At 34.8% G+C, this 18,354-nt stretch carries 16 protein-coding genes; 5 read left to right on the top strand and 11 right to left on the bottom strand.

Features of this window, described 5'->3' with window-relative positions:
- Positions 1-98: 98 nt before the first annotated feature.
- Together MT489_RS16710 and MT489_RS16705 are read right to left on the bottom strand one after the other, a co-directional pair.
- On the bottom strand, positions 99-239 hold the full coding sequence (locus tag MT489_RS16710; protein WP_244682704.1) for a paeninodin family lasso peptide: 141 nt from the start codon (positions 237-239) through the stop codon (positions 99-101).
- 14 nt (positions 240-253) lie between these two features.
- Positions 254-2,194 (bottom strand): asparagine synthase-related protein, encoded by a 1,941-nt coding sequence (locus MT489_RS16705; RefSeq protein WP_244682703.1) that lies wholly within the window; start codon positions 2,192-2,194, stop codon positions 254-256.
- Between the two features lie 298 nt (positions 2,195-2,492).
- On the opposite strand from MT489_RS16705, the gene MT489_RS16700 reads away from it, so the two are divergent.
- Positions 2,493-2,654 (top strand): hypothetical protein, encoded by a 162-nt coding sequence (locus tag MT489_RS16700; RefSeq protein WP_244682702.1) that lies wholly within the window; start codon positions 2,493-2,495, stop codon positions 2,652-2,654.
- A 54-nt stretch (positions 2,655-2,708) separates the two neighbouring features.
- Here the strand turns inward: MT489_RS16700 and MT489_RS16695 are convergent, their stop codons facing one another.
- A complete protein-coding gene (locus tag MT489_RS16695) occupies positions 2,709-2,918 on the bottom strand; it encodes a hypothetical protein (protein ID WP_244682701.1) in 210 nt (69 codons plus the stop codon).
- Positions 2,919-3,048: 130 nt separating this feature from the next.
- Here MT489_RS16695 and MT489_RS16690 point away from each other — a divergent pair, with 130 nt between their 5' ends.
- Positions 3,049-6,102 (top strand): efflux RND transporter permease subunit, encoded by a 3,054-nt coding sequence (locus MT489_RS16690; protein ID WP_244682700.1) that lies wholly within the window; start codon positions 3,049-3,051, stop codon positions 6,100-6,102.
- A gap of 48 nt (positions 6,103-6,150) precedes the next feature.
- On the opposite strand, the gene MT489_RS16685 is transcribed toward MT489_RS16690, so the two are convergent.
- From MT489_RS16685 to MT489_RS16675, 3 genes are all read right to left on the bottom strand, one after another.
- The gene (locus MT489_RS16685; protein ID WP_244682699.1) at positions 6,151-6,900 is read right to left on the bottom strand and encodes an SDR family NAD(P)-dependent oxidoreductase; all 750 of its coding nucleotides are present in this window, start codon (positions 6,898-6,900) and stop codon (positions 6,151-6,153) included.
- Between the two features lie 477 nt (positions 6,901-7,377).
- On the bottom strand, positions 7,378-8,676 hold the full coding sequence (locus MT489_RS16680) for a LysM peptidoglycan-binding domain-containing protein (RefSeq protein WP_244682698.1): 1,299 nt from the start codon (positions 8,674-8,676) through the stop codon (positions 7,378-7,380).
- Positions 8,677-8,828: 152 nt separating this feature from the next.
- Positions 8,829-9,881: a VanW family protein gene (locus MT489_RS16675; RefSeq protein WP_244682697.1), complete on the bottom strand. Its 1,053-nt coding sequence runs from the start codon at positions 9,879-9,881 to the stop codon at positions 8,829-8,831.
- Positions 9,882-10,314: 433 nt separating this feature from the next.
- On the opposite strand from MT489_RS16675, the gene MT489_RS16670 reads away from it, so the two are divergent.
- Both MT489_RS16670 and MT489_RS16665 read left to right on the top strand, forming a co-directional pair.
- Positions 10,315-11,508, top strand: a complete 1,194-nt coding sequence (locus MT489_RS16670; protein ID WP_244682696.1) for a PdaC/SigV domain-containing protein — start codon at positions 10,315-10,317, stop codon at positions 11,506-11,508.
- 128 nt (positions 11,509-11,636) lie between these two features.
- Positions 11,637-12,086, top strand: coding sequence for a GyrI-like domain-containing protein (locus tag MT489_RS16665; RefSeq protein WP_244682695.1), 450 nt, complete (start codon positions 11,637-11,639; stop codon positions 12,084-12,086).
- A gap of 154 nt (positions 12,087-12,240) precedes the next feature.
- Here the strand turns inward: MT489_RS16665 and MT489_RS16660 are convergent, their stop codons facing one another.
- On the bottom strand, positions 12,241-13,449 hold the full coding sequence (locus tag MT489_RS16660) for a sialidase family protein (protein WP_244682694.1): 1,209 nt from the start codon (positions 13,447-13,449) through the stop codon (positions 12,241-12,243).
- Between the two features lie 443 nt (positions 13,450-13,892).
- On the opposite strand from MT489_RS16660, the gene MT489_RS16655 reads away from it, so the two are divergent.
- Entirely contained in the window at positions 13,893-14,144 is a 252-nt protein-coding gene (locus tag MT489_RS16655) for a hypothetical protein (protein WP_244682693.1), read from the top strand.
- Positions 14,145-14,182: 38 nt separating this feature from the next.
- Here the strand turns inward: MT489_RS16655 and qoxD are convergent, their stop codons facing one another.
- The 4 genes from qoxD to qoxA are packed head-to-tail and all read right to left on the bottom strand — an operon-like array spanning position 14,183 to position 18,001.
- Entirely contained in the window at positions 14,183-14,464 is a 282-nt protein-coding gene (gene qoxD, locus MT489_RS16650; protein ID WP_244682692.1) for a cytochrome aa3 quinol oxidase subunit IV, read from the bottom strand.
- Position 14,465: 1 nt separating this feature from the next.
- Positions 14,466-15,062: a cytochrome aa3 quinol oxidase subunit III gene (qoxC, locus tag MT489_RS16645; protein ID WP_244682691.1), complete on the bottom strand. Its 597-nt coding sequence runs from the start codon at positions 15,060-15,062 to the stop codon at positions 14,466-14,468.
- Positions 15,062-17,008: a cytochrome aa3 quinol oxidase subunit I gene (gene qoxB, locus MT489_RS16640; protein ID WP_244682690.1), complete on the bottom strand. Its 1,947-nt coding sequence runs from the start codon at positions 17,006-17,008 to the stop codon at positions 15,062-15,064. The genes qoxC and qoxB overlap by 1 nt, the downstream gene beginning before the upstream one ends.
- A gap of 51 nt (positions 17,009-17,059) precedes the next feature.
- A complete protein-coding gene (gene qoxA, locus MT489_RS16635; protein WP_244682689.1) occupies positions 17,060-18,001 on the bottom strand; it encodes a cytochrome aa3 quinol oxidase subunit II in 942 nt (313 codons plus the stop codon).
- Between the last annotated feature and the right edge of the window lie 353 nt (positions 18,002-18,354).

The raw sequence follows: 18,354 nt of genomic DNA, 5'->3' as shown, positions 1-18,354 counted from the left end.
GCTCCCACCCTTTCCTAAAGCGCATATTTCTTTTAATATGTGCCCTTATACTTTTTATTTTGTATAAGGGCCACAATTTACTTAAGTACGTAAAATCATTAACTATAATGCACTACATCTTTTCCATCTGATGCATCCGGATCCGGTTGCACGGCATCAGGTGTCTTAATTCCTGGTCCTGCCATTGTCATTCCAACTTCTAAAACTTCTAGGTTTGGTTTAAGCCAATCTTTTTTCACTCTTTCACCCCCCTTCAAGTAAAAATATTTTTTATGAAACGATGTAAAATTATGCTTCGCATTAAAATTTTTAGTTCAAAATCAAAAACAAATTCTACTTTCGGTTGGTCTTTTATCTTATTAATACAATCTTTTAACACTTCAATATTGACATATTCTTGCAAAAAAGGATCCTTGGTTAATTCCATCGCTTCATTTGTGATTTTTTCCCAAATACCTTTCATGCGATGAACACCATCAGCACCTTGAACGCCTTTTGTAAGTTGATTCATACGGATATTATCAGGCAAATATCCTTCCGTTGACCTTCGAATCAACGATCTTCCCATACCATTATTTACATACTGATTTTCAGGAACGGATAAACAAAATTTAACTACTCTTAGATCATTAGATGGATCCCTGTCTACTACACCATAATTCAATGACAACTTTGTTCCGTATGTTCCAATAGTGTTCCAATAATATAACTGTTTAAATTGCTGTTTTCTAATTTTATAAGAATTAGTATTTATCCTTCCTCTTGGGTCAATGCCATGTTCTTCATGAAGCTTTTCTAAAACTTTTGTTTTGATAGCAAGATCTTTATTTATAAAAATAGGAAAGTCATCTTCCGTGCTATATTGATTCCTATATAAATACGGAAATGCATTTTTTGCCACAACCGATAAAACCCTTTTTCTACCAGACCCCATATTTCTACTAAAATAGTACATTTCTTGATAAAAACGAATTAACCTTAATCTTTTTAGTAATAAAGCATAGAAATCAATGGTTGGCCCCCATGAAATGGACCAATTTCCCCTCTGACCATTTAAAAGAACACCCACTCCTTTTTTACTTGCTTCTTCGAATATCCCTCTTAGCCAAAATGTATTTTCAAAAAACTTATACGGCGTCTCCATTATTTCAAGCCATTCATCAATTTCTGTATAAGGGTTTCTTTCATCAAAACTTAAATAATTTGGCGAGATATTTCCTACATGTTTAACGATTGATTCAATTTGAGGTCGTTCATTTGCAATCCTACTTTTATGGGTCCAATCAACAAAATCATCCACGGGAACATAGCTAAATGTATGTAAAGTTTTGTTTTGATTTAATAATGGTTTTGCTGCAAAGCTTGCAACGGTTGAAGAATCTAAACCACCACTTAAATGGGATCCAACTTGAAGGTGAGTTCTTAATCTGTCATTCACAGCTCTTTGAAAAACTTCTCTGAAAGCTTCTTCATATTCTTCGTTAGATTTTAATTTTATTTTTTTCCCATCAGGTAGAGTGCTGTATCTTTTAATCGTGATTTTGTTTGTTTCTACTGTGATATGGTGTGAGGGAGGTACTTGGCAAATATCACCGTATACCGTTGTTTCTGGATCAATAGAATCAAACATTAAAGGATTTGCAATAAACTGCGCTAGCCATTGCTCATTCAGTTCTTTTTTTATATAAGGTAAAGTAAAAAACGGGTTAATTACGGTACAAAAAACAAATCTTTGTGGGCTTTTAAAGTAATACAACGTTCTTGATCCCGAAAAGTCTCTTGCACCAAATAGCCGCTTATTCTTCTCATCCCATATCATAAACGCAAAATCTCCAATTAAAAACTTGGGACAATCCTCTCCCCATTTTTCATATGCTAATAAAATTAAAAGGCTATCTGGAATGGTTTTTTGATCGTTTCGATTTACTTGCAACATTTCAAATAATTCTTTTCGGTTATCAATAATGGCATCAGCCGTAATAGCCAATTGTCTCGCATAATCATAAAAAGGTAATTGTTCACCTATCGATTCAGGAGTGATCCATTGGGCATGACAACCAAGAAAAACATTTTCTCTTTGCAGAGTTTGAATATCGTCTGCTGGATATTTTTCAAGTGATTTCATCATTCCAGAACTATGTTCGATAGAGATAGGTTCTCCGCTTAGATTGTAAATCCCAGCTATTGCACTCATTCTTTTCCTCCAGAAAAATACACTTTATATTTTACACTCATCGTTCTTATTAAAGAACAATATAATTAAAAAAATAGTCCTATTAAAAAAATAATTATATATATATTCTGTTATTCTTTATTAAGTATTTAAATTTCACTATAAAGAACACCCTAAAGATAAATTAACAGCTTTAAAAAATAAAGTCAACTTATTTTTCGATGTAAACATTTTATATTTTAGACTTTGAATTAAGCTGTCAATTTAGTACAGAATATAACAAGATTCGAAAAAATAATCTTGGACGGAGTGACATTTATTGAAAAAGAAAACCCCCATCATCAATGAAGAACAAATCACCATTACTTCAAACTTAAACAATCTTAAAGCTGGTGACTCGGTCAACGAACATCGTATGTTCGAAAGAGGAAATATAACCCAAGCTGAAGATGAAATAAAACAACAAAATAACAATTTATGAAATGTAGCCTCCAATTAAGTGTTGGAGGTTATTTTTTGTTTAAGTTCTCTAATATTAAGCTCCCATAACATCTAGTATTGGGGAGTCGAGATAAAAAAAGAGATAACTTATTGAATTGAGAACCACTCCTATATCCCCTAAGATCAATCCTCTTTCCCAACCCCATAGTATTTCACTTTTCACAGTAAAATGGTTTGTAATTTGTATGTATAAGATTTTAAACGCTTCTAATTTTCTTACATCTCCGCCTCGAGACTTAGTCAAAAATAAACCTCCAGCTGGTTATCCAGTACAAAAAAGCTGGCTATGATTGTAATTAGTGTTTCAGTGTATTTCCAACCTTACATAATTCTTTCACCACATTGAAATATAAAAAATTTAAAGGGGTATGAAAATGAAAGCCATTATGTTTATTGTAAAAAGAAAGATTTTAGTTGGATTAATGACAGTCTTAATTATTTTGTTGGGTTGCTATTCAGTTTTCAAATTAGATAAGGAGCTCCTCCCAAATATTAAAATGGACGGCGCATATGTAGAAATTAGTGCCGGAGAAATGGCTGCCGTTGAAGTTGAACGAACGATTACGAATCCTCTGGAGCAAAAGCTAAAGGGCTTAAACGGAATTGAAGATATTCAGTCCACTTCATCCATTGGACGTAGTACTATTTCGGTTAACATTAAACGTGGTAAAGGGGATGAAGTGTTTAAGGAAGTTGAATCAATCGCTAATTCCTTGAAAGGTTCAGTTTCTGGTGTTACTGAAGTCCATTCAGGACAGTATGGAACAAGTCAAAACTACGAATTTTTCATGGATATTTCCAATGGGAATATGGAGGAAATGACCGCTTTTGCAAAAAATGTCTTAGAACCTAGACTTGAAGCATTAAAAGAAGTTAGAGATGTTGCACTTGTTGGTACTGTTGAGCGTGAAGTTTCTATTGAGTTTAGCCGTGAGAAAATGGATAAATATTCGTTGGATGCAACTCAAGTTATTGGTGCATTACAAAACGTAAATAATGAAGCCACTTTAGGTGAATTAAGCAATGATAAAGATACACCATCCATTCGCTGGAATACAAAATTAGAAAATATTGATGATGTGAAGAGTATAAAAATCCCTACTTCAAATGGCAACATTTTGCTGAAGGATATCGCAAATGTTTCTGTTCAGCCATTAGAAAGCTCATCTTATGTTTGGAAAAATGGAACAAAGGATTTTATTTTAGTTCAGGTAGGTCGTACATCTGATGTTTCTCAAATTCAAATGGCCGATGCTATAAGAGCAGAAGTTGAAAACATTCGCAAAGAACATTTAATCAAGGGCTTTGAGATAAATGAGGTAGTCGCACAAGCGGATTATGTAAAAGAATCAATTGATGGTGTAACAGATAATATTCTAATTGGTGGAATTATAGCGGTTGCTGTCCTATTATTATTTCTTCGCAATTTAAGAGCTACTTTTATTATCGGAATATCCATTCCAACATCTGTTTTACTTACTTTCGCAACAATATGGTTATTTGATTACAGCTTTAACATAATTACTTTGATCGGACTCGGATTAGGAATAGGAATGATGGTTGACTCGTCCATTGTTATTCTTGAGTCGATTTATAAAAAGAGAGAACAAGGTTTAAGCAAATTTGATGCAGTTATTGAAGGTACGAAAGAAGTTTCCTCTGCTGTCATTGCTTCAATGTTAACAACGATTGTTGTCTTTCTGCCTATAGGCTTCATCCAAGGAGAAATGGCTCAGTTTATGGTCATTCTTTCAACTGTAGTAGCAATTACGTTAATAAGCTCTGTTATCATTGCTTTTACGATCATACCAGTTCTTTCTGAAAAATTGTTAAAGCTTCGAAACAAGAAAAAAGTTAAAGAAAGTCCTTTTTTACGTAGTTACAACGCACTTGTCGCATGGACTATTAAGAAAAAACGTCGCAGCTTAGGCATCATCTTTACGTTTATCTTTATGTTAGTCGGATCATTTTTCCTTGTGAATAAAATACCGATGAACATTATGCCTGATATGTATAACCGTTATGCCGAACTAATGATCAATTTAGAACCTGGTCTTTCTAATAAAGATAAAGAAGAGGTTGTTCATAAGATTAATGAAAAACTTCAATCGATTAAAGATGTTGAAACAAACTATGTTATGGATAACGGAGGAGCGCTCTACGCCATTATAAATATGACAAAGGGCGAAGATATTGTTTTACCACAGAAGGAAGTAAATGAACAAATCTTAAAAAATCTTCGTGATCTGCGTGAAACAACTCCTATTAAGAATGTTCAAAGTGCTATGGACGAAGGTGGCGGTTCTCCTGTTCAAGTCAATATTAAAGGAGAAAACTTTGAAGAATTACAAAAGATATCAAATGATTTTATGAATGATTTCCAATCCATTGATGGAATTGTGGGTGCTACAAGTTCAATGAAGCGCACCTCACAGGAACAAGTTATACAATTAAAGGAGAAAGAAATCGAAGCAGCAGGACTTTCCCCTATTCAAATTAGACATTTAATAGAACAAGCATTTTTACAAATGCCAGTTGGTGAAATCACATTTAATGAAGAAAATATACCGTTAAATGTAAAATGGGATGAAAAAACAAGTACAAAGTCTGCACTATTGGACTTGAACCTTCCACTTCCAGATGGTGAAAAAAAGTTATCTTCTTTTATTAATTTAAAAACAATTGAAACTCCAAATGAAATTAGACATACAGATGGAGAACGTTTCATGTCCATTACAGCAGACATTGAAGGAAAAGACTTGGGGGGCATTAATCGAGATGTTCAAAGTTTGATCAATGACTTTAATGCACCAGATGGTTACACAATCTCGGTTGCAGGGAACCTTGAGGCGCAACAAGATTTAATGAAGGATTTACTATTTGTTTTCGCAATCGCTTTGTTCCTAGTGTACCTTGTAATGGCAGTGCAATTTAATCATTTAGGACATCCGCTTATCGTTATGTCTGTCATTCCAATGACGATTGTCGGTGTCATTCTAGGATTATTTTTCACACAAATGGAACTAAACTTAATGTCTGGAATTGGAATTGTCATGCTGATTGGAATTGTATTAAACAACGCAATCCTTCTCATTGATAGAACAAATCAACTCCGGAAAGAAGGATACTCGATTGAAGATGCGCTTGTTGAAGCTGGAAAAAATCGGATTCGACCAATATTCATGACAACCTTAACTACTGCAGGCGGAATGCTTCCATTGGCACTTGCCTCAGGTACATCGGGTAATTATCAAGCACCGATGGCAACTGCTATTATTAGTGGCTTGATGTTCGCAACGTTTATCACTTTGTTGCTCGTACCAGCTACGTATCGCCTATTTTCTTTCTCACGAGCTAAAGTAGAACGTGTAAAAGTAAAAGGTAAAAATAAAAAATTACAAGTTTCTGTAACTCCAGATAATGTTTGATAATTATGAAATGGCTTGGAAAAATTTCCGAGCCATTTTTATTATGTGCTATTGAATTTGTCTTTTAGTCAATTTAACTAGCAAACGGCCTAGTGTTATTGGAAAGAGGTAATTAATTTTTATTGAAACTGTATCTTTAAATGAAGGTGTGATGATCATTTTTTTACTATCGATATTTCGAATAAATCCTTTTCCTACTTTTTCAGGTAATGCTTTAAATTCTTTTGGAATTGGCAATGGCGAAGATGAATCTGTGTCTGTAAGGGGTGGATGCATGAGATGAAAAGTAACTCCACTATCGGCATACTCTAAGTTTAAGCATTTTGCTAAAGATTCTATCGCTCCTTTGCTTGATGCATACGAACTCAGATCGATAAATCCAGTAACACTAACACCTGAACTCGTAAAAATGATCTTACCGCGTTTTTGTTTTTTCATTATCGGCAATACCATATTAGTCATATTTATTGCGCCATGAAAATTGGTGTCCATTACTCTATCAAAATCTTCCCTGCTATGTTCCTCGAAGTTTTTAAATAAACACAAGCAGGCATTGTGTATGGCATAATCTATATTGCCAAATTGACGTCTTGTTCCATTCACAGCGGTTTTTACTGATTCCAAATCCGTAACATCGCCTTTAAAACATAACAGAGTTGACGGATAAGCTTCTCTTAACTTTTCAATGTTATCGCAATTCAAGTCAATAACAGAAACACAATTACCCATTCTAAGCCATTCTAAAATCATATAATACCCAATTCCATTATTTCCACCAGTAATGAATAGTGTTTTCATAGTTTCCTCCATCAACTTATCTCTTTAGAAAAATACTATTCTTTTTTGGTTAAAAATTTTCCTATAAAAAGAATTATAATGATTGACGGCCCCCTAATTTTCGACAAAACACTTAGATAGCTCTAATTCATAGTGAATCACCCTCTAACTTTAAGATCATTCATATTCATTGCTAATTATCATCTAATTTCCGACGGAACCCTGTGAATTCTCAATTTCATCGTGAATCACCTTCCAATTCTCGATGAAATCTTTAGATTATTAATGTTCATCGCTAATAACCCTCTAATTCGCGACGAACTCCTGAGGTTTCTCTATTTCATCGTGAATCACCTTCTACAATGAAATTCGGAAATATCCTTATTTAGTTGCGATAACCACATTGCTTCTGATATTGAAAAAAATATAAAACAGAATTACCTTTTCACAAAATAAAAAACTTGTTGAAAATCAGCATTTTCAACAAGTTTTTTCATTCTACTTCGCAGTCGCTTCCCAATATTTCAAATGATTATAAGGGTTCTGTGCTTTCCAATTGCTATCATACAATCCAAAATGTAGGTGCGTGGCAAATTTTCCGCTCGTTCCTTCTGGTCCGTACCCTGTGTTTCCAACATATCCGATTACTTGTCCTTTTTTAACCTTTACGCCATTACTCATGCCTGCAGCGTATTTACTCATGTGAGCATAATAAAGGAAATGGCCTTCAGACGTGGCTACATTTATTCTCCAACCGCCTAATTCATTCCAACCAAACCCGGTAATCACGCCATCGGTAACAGAATAAATTGGCGTTCCCATCGGAGCCATGATATCGACTCCTTCATGTCCGCGATTCCCCCCATATGTCCTTGATTCATTCCACGAATCATAGAATGGAGTATATGTTCCTTTCTTTAAAGGAAAGTTCCCATCCGACAAGAAAGCTGGAGCTAAAGGTGGTTTTATTGGTCCTTCTGACACTTTTAGTTCTTGTCCAATATAAATCATGTCCGATGTTAGTCCGTTTAATCTCTTAATCTCTGAAACCGATGTTCCATATTTTGCAGCGATTAAGTAGAGGTATTCCCCTGCTTGTACCTTATGGATTGTTGCGTATTGAGGCTTTGTTTCTGTTTGATTTGTTCCCTTCTCCGCAACATTATTTGTAGGTGGTTGATTTACCTTTTTATCCGATACTATTTTATTAGAATCGGTTTTAGGACTAGATTTGCTTTCAGTAGTTTTACTAGAGTTATTATTTGTGGCAGGAGCAGGTTTTGCACTATTATTAATTGTTCCTTTACTGCCAGTATTATTAACTGGTTTTGGTATGCTTGTCCCTTTTGAGTTAGTATTTATCGGTTTTGAAGGAGTTTTATTGCTAACAACTTTTTGGGGAATATTAAGCTGTTGCCCAACCTTTATCATATTTCCTTTTAGATGATTAAGTACTTTTAATTCGTTTACGGTAGTATTATATTTCTTAGCAATTATCGATAAGGAGTCACCTTTTTTAACTATATATTTAGTAGACTTTTTTTCAGTATTGCTATTATTTTTGCTAGAATTTGGTTTTACTACATATAGAACTTGTCCTACTCTAATTGTGTCAGTACGTAATTTATTCCATTCTTTTAATTGTGAAACACTGATGTGATGTACTGCGGAAATCTTCCAAAGTGAATCGCCTTTTTTTACTTTATACTGTGCATTTGCTGCATCTACTGATCCTGAAAAAGTAGATAGGACAACAGTTGCTGCTAAAGCAAAGGATACTAGTTGTTTTTTCTTCATGATGTATTTCCTCCATTTCCATAATTAGCAACAAATTCATTATGCTCCAATTTTTTACTATCAACAAGAGGATAATATTCCTATTTTAATAGTTTTATAGAAAGAAAATAAAAAAAGGTTTTACCGATTATCTCGATAAAACCTCAAATATTTTATGCATTACCCTTTTTAATAAAATCTTGATTTTCTTTTGAAGTTCGTAATTCAACCGTCAATGCTCCACCTTTAATAAATGCTTTTATCAATAAAGGGGCACCGGCTTTATTTTGAAATCTGAAATCTTTACCACCATAAGATACTGTTGCATCCCGCCCTTTCGGGACGTATCCAACATTAACGGAATGGTGATGCAGCTCAACATAGGAAACGGCAATTTGATCGACAGCATTAAATAACGTAGAGGAAGTTTGACATATTCCCCCGCCAATTCCTTCTACAAGCTTCCCATTTAAAGCTTCCATTGCTTTTTGATATCCGTGTTCAGCGTCACTTGGACCAACGGTTGTGTTAAAAGAAAAATAATCGTCTATGCCAAGAATTACGTTATTAATAGCGTCTGCTGAAAGCTCGATATTTTTATTTCGGCCATCGGGACTTCCACCAAAATATGTAGTAAACGTAGCTACTACGACTTCATCCAATTGAGATGCTTCTATCTCTTTATATGCACTTTCGGTCACTTGCAAAGGGAGTTCTACTGTCCCGCCTTCGTCAAAAGCAGCCACTATTTTTTCAACTAATTCCGCTTCCTCTAAAATAACTCTTGGGCTACCTTTTATAATTTTTCCGTCTTCTCCAAGTCGATCAGGTATCATTCTTTGGTCGTAGCCTTCTGTTGTATCCGTTCCTCTTGCCAATTCCCTTGCCCAGTTTTGTATTTCCTGCTTATATGTTTCCTCATTTTCTTTTAGATCTTTCCGAATATAATTAAATGTCTTGATGACTTCATTCTTCAGTGGATCTACGACCTCAATATCGATTGGCTTTAACTCTTCTGCTTTAATCCTCTCTTCTTCTAACCGTAATTCCTCTGCTTTCTTCCTTTCCTCTTCTAACTTTTTCTGTTCTTCTTCATACATTTGCTTTTGTTTATCTAATTCAGCAATTTTTTCATCTAGCTCTTTCTGTTTTGCCGCTTGGACTGAGCAACCAGTCAAGCCTAATAAACTACTTACCAAAATAATGGTAAGCACCCCTTTGTACATCCCTTTTTTTCCTCCCAACTCATCTAATATTTTTTTGATTAATCACATTCTCCACTCTATTCAACTAGGCTTATCTTTATTCCCCTATCGTTATAATTGGGCTTTATCTACTTGGGTAATGCTTTAATAAAACAGGATTTGTTTTTCTTATATAATGATAATTCGATATATAACTTTCGAATTCCTTGATTAATATATGCAATAGTCAAATAATTCGTTCGACGGTTTTTTTCGGCATTCTTTTTAGTAAACTTTTTATTTGATTGTAGTATCTGGATTCTCATTTGGAATAAATTCCTCAAAATATTGGACGCAAAAAATGAAAATTTTGATTCAAAAATATTGAAAAATAATATGCATAATAAAATATTACTTTTATGGTATAATTTTCTTAATTTTAAATAGATAAAAAAACATCAAGGGAGTCAACATCATGAAGCAATTGAGAATTATATTTTCATTATTTCTTTTGTTATTTTTATTAGTTGGTTGTAATAAGAAAGATACTTCTGCACCACCAACTAAAGCGGAAAAAGAATCAAGTGTTAGCGAAATGGAGAATAATCAAGAAGAATTACGTAAAAAGCTTACAAATTATGAATCCATTACATTAGAAGAAAAAAACGAAGAACATGAAGTAACGATTGAATATCCTAAGTTTTCATATGAACCTTTAGACGATATTTTATCAAGTCAAATGGATGCGTCTTTTCAGCTGCAAACAAGTGACGACAATGAAGCATTATTCGAATATGACATGGAAGGTATCCAATACATATTTACGACATCTTTTAAAAAACCTGTTATTACTCAGGATTACGTTTCTATTTACTTTGAAGACTATCAATATTGGGGTGGAGCACATGGTATGTCTTCTCCTCATTCATTTAATTTTGACTTAAAAAATGATCGCATAATGACAATCCACGATGTCATGAAAGAACATTCAACGACTTTGCAAGTAATGTCTGAGATGGTTGCACAAAAACTGATTAATGATGAAGGATTTGCTGAATATCGCGAGGAACCTGTAACAGCAGACTATCGACAATCTGTGAAAAGCGAAACAATACCTGTTGAAGAAAACTTTTCTACGTTTACTTTATCTGAAGATGGAATCACTTTTTATAAGCAATATTTCAGCCTTTTTCCAAATGCGATGGGCATTGTAGGAATTGACCTAAAGTGGCTTGATGTTGATAACTATATGACGTCAGAAAAAGAAGAAGCCAGCAATACAAATGATTCCTTTACTTATCAAAATGATGATTACAATTTCGTACTAACCCTTCCTTCTTCGTGGGAAGGCAAATACGTTGTCAGCAAGGGTGACTGGAATATGGATGCCGAAGTTAGCTATGATTTCAATTTTGTCCATAATGGGGAAGTCATCTGCAATCTTTTCAGTATCAACATTTTAAACGAAGATGTCGTCGGCGAAGATCCTGAATTGGGCATGATGACATACATTGATAGAAAAAACAGTAACATTTATACGTATTCAACTATTCCTGAGATGCCTGAGGAATTTATGGAAGGCGGAAAATTAGAGAATTTGCAGGATATGTTGGTAAAAATGGTTAATGATGATGTGCCTAATATTATTGAAACTTTTGACTTCAAATAAGTCTTATGACAAAAACAATTTTCCGCTCAAAGTGTGGGAAATTGTTTTTTTCGTTATCAAAAAATAAAGGAAAATAAAAAGGAATACCGAATATTACTAGTTAACAATTCTTAAGGGGTGTTCTTATAATGGAAGCTGTAATTGTGAATGAAAGTAAAACATTTACATTGTTTGGATTTTCCAAACAACATGATCAAAACAGAGCGTATAGTGAAACGATGTTCGAATTACTAGATAAGGTTTGGGCAGAAGTTAGAAATAATAACCTTTCTCATAAGGGCATTAACCATGTTGTATATGACGCTAATGACATCGTATTTGCAGGGATTGAATTGAACACTCCCCCCCTAGAAGATTCGCCATTAGAAGAAAGAATTGTTCATCTTGATAAATATGCCTACTGTAAACACATTGGACCATATAGCGAATTGGATAAAGCCTACAGAAAAATTGAGTCAATCATACAAACTTCGGGGGAGCTCCATAAGCCACCTTCAATGGAAATTTACGGCCATTGGAACGAGGATGAATCTAAACTTGAGACTGAGATCTTCTTTAATATTACTAATTCTAACTAAACTAAAACCCGATTTTCATTTATTAGAGAATCGGGTTTTAGTTTCAGGTACACTAACATTAGCAGGAATTTCCTTCTTCATAAGTAAACTAAGTTGAGATAATTTCATTTATTATTCAATCATGAAATCACTCTTATTCGCTAGAAAAACAGGGTTAATCAAAATCCGATAATTTAAATCGAACCCCCATTATGTAAGGTTTAGCCTCTGTTCCTAATTTTTCAACCTCATTCTCATCAAAATATCCATAGGAATTCAAAAAGAAAGTTCCATCTTTCATGACTACATTGCCGGCATACCCGCAGTCTCCGGATTTTCTCGAAGGAGTAAAGTCTTCCCCCAAAAGAATACGATACTCTCCTTCTTCTCCATTAATTAAATTTTCATATGTTCCGACCCAAGCAACCCAGTCTCCTGCCATCCAGTCATCATGCTCAATCAATCCATTATTATTATAATCAAGTATAATTTCCCTGAAGGAAATGACAAGTCTACCACTTATCGGGTCATAAGCAGCCTTATGACGTTCGCCATTTAAAGACCCTGGTACTTCCTTAGGCTTTGTCCAACTTTCTCCTTCATCATCCGAAAACGAAATAGTCGATGTATGCATATGAGATTGACTTCGCGCCAATAAAATAAGCTGTCTTTCATCAGGAGAACGGAAAATACATACCTCGCATAATTGGACGGTTTCTTCAATATCACGATACTCTTCTAATAAAGGTTTTGGATTGCTCCATTGCTCTTGTCCATCTTCTGTAAATGTTAGATATGTTTTATAGTTAATAAAATTTGGATCATGATAAACACCCATCCACTTATCTAGCCATCTTCCCTCTTTATCTTTTAGTCTAACAAGGCTGGACATCGCTACAATCGTCTGATTTCCCTTATGCCAGTCTTTATAATCACTCCAAGTCTCACCTTTATCGATGGAAATTGAAGTTTTCCACCCCGTAAATTTATCAGGTCCCCACCCTGGGCCACCAGATATAGAAATAAGTTTTTGACTACCATTATTGAAATTTAATTTATAGATTGTCGGTGTTTCCTGTGAGTCTTTCCATGTATGGTTTGCAGATTTTCTGCCTGACCAAGTAAGTCCTCCGTCCGTACTTTTATTAATTAAAGCTTCTCCTATCCCGTGTCCCTTTGGATATACTGTCAGAATGGTTTGATCATCATCGAGCAAAATGGAGTCAGGTTGTCCTAAATACTGCCCTGGCTCACGATCAACGATCACTTGTTTAGTTGGATCCAATCTATGTATAGTGAGATTATTTCTAATGCTTCTCTGTTTTTTTTCATTAATCTTGTTTTTATTATTTGATTCGGTTGTTAGCCCAATTTCTTTTTTCATAAGTCAATTTCACCTTTCAATCCATTTTCTGTTTTGATCATAATTCCGTATTTTGGAAGTTGTTTTAAAATTGCTTATACTTTGATCTTGGTGAATATAATTTTGTTTTAAATTAAGATTTTTTCCCCTAATATTTTGTACTCCTTTGTCTTTTCATTATAAGGTTCAATGGATACGTCTTTACTCTTTCAGAAATTCTTGTACATACTAAACCTTTCTTCTTATAAAAGCTATTATAGAAATAATTTGCGTTATCTATCAAATAAAAAGGGAACTATTCTACTAAGAAAGTAAGTAGAAGAACAATAATATATAAATATTAGCAAATATTGTGTGGAAGGTGCTATTTACTATCAAGAATATTGCAAATTAAAAACTAGTCACAGAAAACAATTGACAACTTTGTGAACAAATTGAATAATAAATAACAAGGGGGCAATAAAATGAATGATCGTAAAAAATTACTAAATGCTGTAAAATATGTTGGATTTACAGTACTTACAACTGGAATTATTATTTTCTTATACGGATTTTTTGTAAGCGATAGCAGTGCCATAACAAGTATTGGAATTGGTACAGTGATGGGAGCAATTTTTATCTTTTTAATGGGCGTTTTTTTCGTAGCAACAGAAGAATTACAGGAAAAAACGGATAAAGGAGTTAGGATTATTCCTACCAAGGCAGGGACTAGGTAAATGAAAGGGAGCGCCATAAAAGGCGCTCCCTGCAGAATTTACATATCCCATATCAAAATGAGTAATGTACCGAATACAGTAACAAGGGCGATCGCAAATGCATAAAAAAGATTCGTATAAATCGATCCCTTATCTCCTGTTTCACCTGCATGCATAAATACAACTAATTGAACGGCTGCCTGCACAAATGCAGTGATTAAAAGAATGGTCATCGCTACTGTAAATGAAAGATCAAAGAAATACACCGCTAAGGCAACAGCAGTAAGGACTAAAGAAAAGGCAAACCCCATTACTTGCTTCCTCGGAAATAATTCGCTCATATTACATCATTCCTTTCAAATAGACGAAGCTGAAAATAAAGATCCAAACAACATCTAAGAAATGCCAGTAAAGTGAAAAGATGAATGATTTATTAGCTGTTTCCGGAGTAAGTCCACGTTTTTTCACTTGTAAAATGATAAATAATCCCCAAAACAAACCGAGAGTCACGTGTGCTCCATGTGTTCCTAATGTTGTTAATAAAATCGCGGTAAAAGCACTCGTTTGAAGGCCTGCTCCAATATGCACATAATGCGTAAACTCATAAATCTCTACCCCTAAAAAGGTAAGTCCAAGAAGGAGTGTAATCGCAAAGAATGTGATCATCGCATTCTTTCTACCTAATCTCATCGCATGAACACCAAGTCCAATTGTAAAGCTACTTGTTAAGAGGACAAGCGTTTCAATCAGCACTGGAGTAATTTCGAAAATGTCTGCACCTGCAGGTCCGCTTCCTGTGCGATCCACTAACGTAAAATAAGTCGCGAATAGCGTGGCAAATAGCATAATTTCGGCTCCAAGGAAAATCCAGAACCCTAAAATATTTAATTTATTTTGATCTGTACTATATTCAAGTGGAAGCGAGTGATCGATTTTCATTAGCTAACACCTCGCAGCTTTTTTTCTGTATCTTCAACATCTTTAACAGAAATATAATATCCGTCATCCTTTTCAAACGAACGATGCGCCATACAAACAAATATACCGATGGTTGTAATAATCGCTGGAATCCACAAGCTAAATACGAATGAAAATCCCCAGGCAAAGAAAATACAACTCATAATAAAAGGAACACCAGTATTATTCGGCATGTGAATCTTATCTATTTTTCCTTGGAATAAAGGAATATTCTTTTTCTTAGCATCCCAGAATGCTTCAATTGAGTTAACTTTTGGTGTGACGGCGAAGTTATAGGATGGAACTGGACTATGTGTTGCCCATTCCAGTGAGCGAGCATCCCATGGATCTGAACTTATATTTCTTGAAGCATAACGAGTACTGTAATAAACGTTATATACAATTAATGCAAATCCAATGGCAAGTCCTACCGCACCGACAAATGAAAGCAAGTTCAATGGACCAAATCCAGTTGCTTCAGAGTATGTGTACATCCTGCGCGCCTGACCGTCTAAACCAGTGAAGAACATTGGGAAGAAGGTGACATTAAAGCTTATAGCAATAAACCAAAATGCCCATTTTCCAATTCTTTCGTTTAGCATGAAGCCGAACATTTTTGGCCACCAATACGTAAGACCGGCAAGCATCGCAAATACGACCCCAGGAATAATTGTATAGTGGAAGTGCGCGACTAAAAACATCGTATTATGATATTGATAATCGGCGCTTGCCATACCAAGCATAACCCCAGTTACCCCACCAATTGTAAAAATCGGAATAAATCCAACCGCATACAGCATCGGAACTGTAAATTTAATTTTTCCTTTCCACATTGTCAACAGCCAGTTAAAAATCTTTATTCCCGTCGGAATGGCTATGGCCATTGTAGTAATCGAGAAAATACTATTTGTTAATGGTCCTTGCCCCATTGTAAAGAAATGGTGTGTCCAAACTAGGAATGAGAAAAACGAGATAATAACAATGGAAGCGACCATTGATTTATATCCATAGAGATTACGTCGTGAGAAAGTAGAAATAACCTCACTGTATATACCAAATGCTGGAAGAATCAAGATGTAAACCTCAGGATGTCCCCAAACCCAGAACAGGTTCGCCCAAAGCATGTCCATACCACCATTGGTTGTTGTAAAAAAGTTTGTACCAAAAAGTCGATCCATTGTTCCAAGTAAAAGTGCGATCGTTAAAACTGGAAAAGCAAAAACAACAATGGCATTCGTAATGAAAGCAGTCCACGTAAACATTGGCATTTTCATCAATGTCATACCTGGGGCTCTCATTTTTAATATCGTTGTTATAAAATTAATTCCCGATATTAATGTCCCAATACCAGCAATCTGGATCGAAAGCATATAATAATTTGTCCCAACCGATTGACTGAAGTCATTACCCGCAAGCGGGAAATAGGAAGTCCAGCCAGCATCAGGTGAACCACCAATGACGAAAGAAATATTGAACAACATGGCTCCCATGAAAAATAGCCAAAAACTTAATGCATTTAAACGTGGGAATGCCACATCACGCGCACCAATTTGCAATGGAACAACGAAATTCATTAAAGCATAGATAAATGGCATAGCCATAAAAATGATCATAACGACACCGTGGGTAGTAAATACTTCATTATAATGTTGGGCATCTAAAAGCGCATTTTCAGGAACCGCTGTTTGTGCCCGCATCATAAGTGCATCTACGCCACCACGAAATAACATTAATAGAGCTGATATTAAATACATAATACCAATTCGTTTATGGTCAACAGTTGTTAACCATTCGCGCCATAAGTAACCCCATTTTTTAAAATATGTTAGGCCGACGATGATAGCAATAACTGTAAGACCGATGGCAACCATCGAAGCATAAATCGCCGGACTTGGATGCGGAATAGCAAATCGATCAAAGAAATTCATACTTTTTGACTCCTTTCATGCAAAACGATTTGTTAACTAACTCGACATCTATTAATGATGATGTTCTTTTGTTTTTTCATGGGAATCTTGTTTATTCAGTGCTTGTTCATCATGATCGTGTTTTGAACCTTCATGTGAATCATTTGATCCATGATGATGACCGCCATATTCACCTTCTGGAGCAGGTAAAAAGGTCAAATGTGTGCCACTAAACGTTAACTGTCCAAGATGACCTGGTTCTAATAACTCTTTAAATTTTTCTTCTGTTAGTGGTTCGGCAGTCGCTTTTACCTCTTCAACCCATTCATCAAATTCTTTTTGAGGCATAGCTTTCACTTGAAACGTATTTTCTGCGAATCCCTTCCCACTAAAGTTCGCATTTCTTCCCATAAATTCACCAGGTACGCTTGCTGCTAAGTGCAATGTCGTCACCATATCTGACATAGCGTATTTTTGACCGCCAAGCTGTGGAATCCAAAAGCTCGTAATCGGTCCATATGAATAAAGTTTGAATTCTAACGGACGATCAGTTGGGATATATAAATAATTTACTGTTTCGATATTTTCTTCTGGATAACTAAAGTGCCATTTCCAATCAGAAGAAGAGGCATAAATCGTCAATGGCTTTTGGTCTTCATATCCTTTTGGTGTTGCTTCCACTTCATAGGTTGATTTAACAGTGACAATCGATAGAAATATAATGATTACGACGGGAATACCAACAATAATCGATTCAACGACCGGATGTCCTTCAATGTGTGGTGGCTCGTAATCATCACTTTGTTTAGATGCTCGATATTTGGTAACCACAAAAATCAAAAGGGCAAAGACTACTATTACAATAAAAGCCATTGTCGCTATCGAAATCCAAATCACATTGGCTTGTGTTTCTGCTTGAGGTCCTTTCGGATCTAATACCATTAATGGTTCACAGCCAGTTAAAGCTAACAGACATATGGCAATCAAACTTAAAAAAGCCCATTTCATTTTCATTCATGTCCCCTCTTTCTTTGAAGATGAAATCTAAAATGTAAAAATACCATACTATATTTCCTATTTTATTATCATCAAATAATAAAAACACTTAAATGTGATAAAAGTCACAAACTGTTCATGAAGTTCATTCACAGAATGTTAATAAAACCGTCGTAAAATAGATATTATTTCAATATAGCAATCGGTGTTTGTGAAGATGAGGTAAGATAATAGTTTAAATAGTAACGAGATTATCTATTATTAGAAGGATGTAGTAGATTTTATATTTACTTAATGTACACCGAAAAGGCCTGCAAATTGTTATTTGCAAGCCTTTTTTCTATATAAAATTTTGGATAAAGTTGAAATAA

Origin of the sequence: Lederbergia wuyishanensis (genome assembly GCF_022900255.1) — a bacterium.
Lineage (GTDB): Bacteria > Bacillota > Bacilli > Bacillales > Bacillaceae_C > Lederbergia > Lederbergia wuyishanensis.
This window is presented reverse-complemented; position numbering and strand designations above follow the sequence as displayed.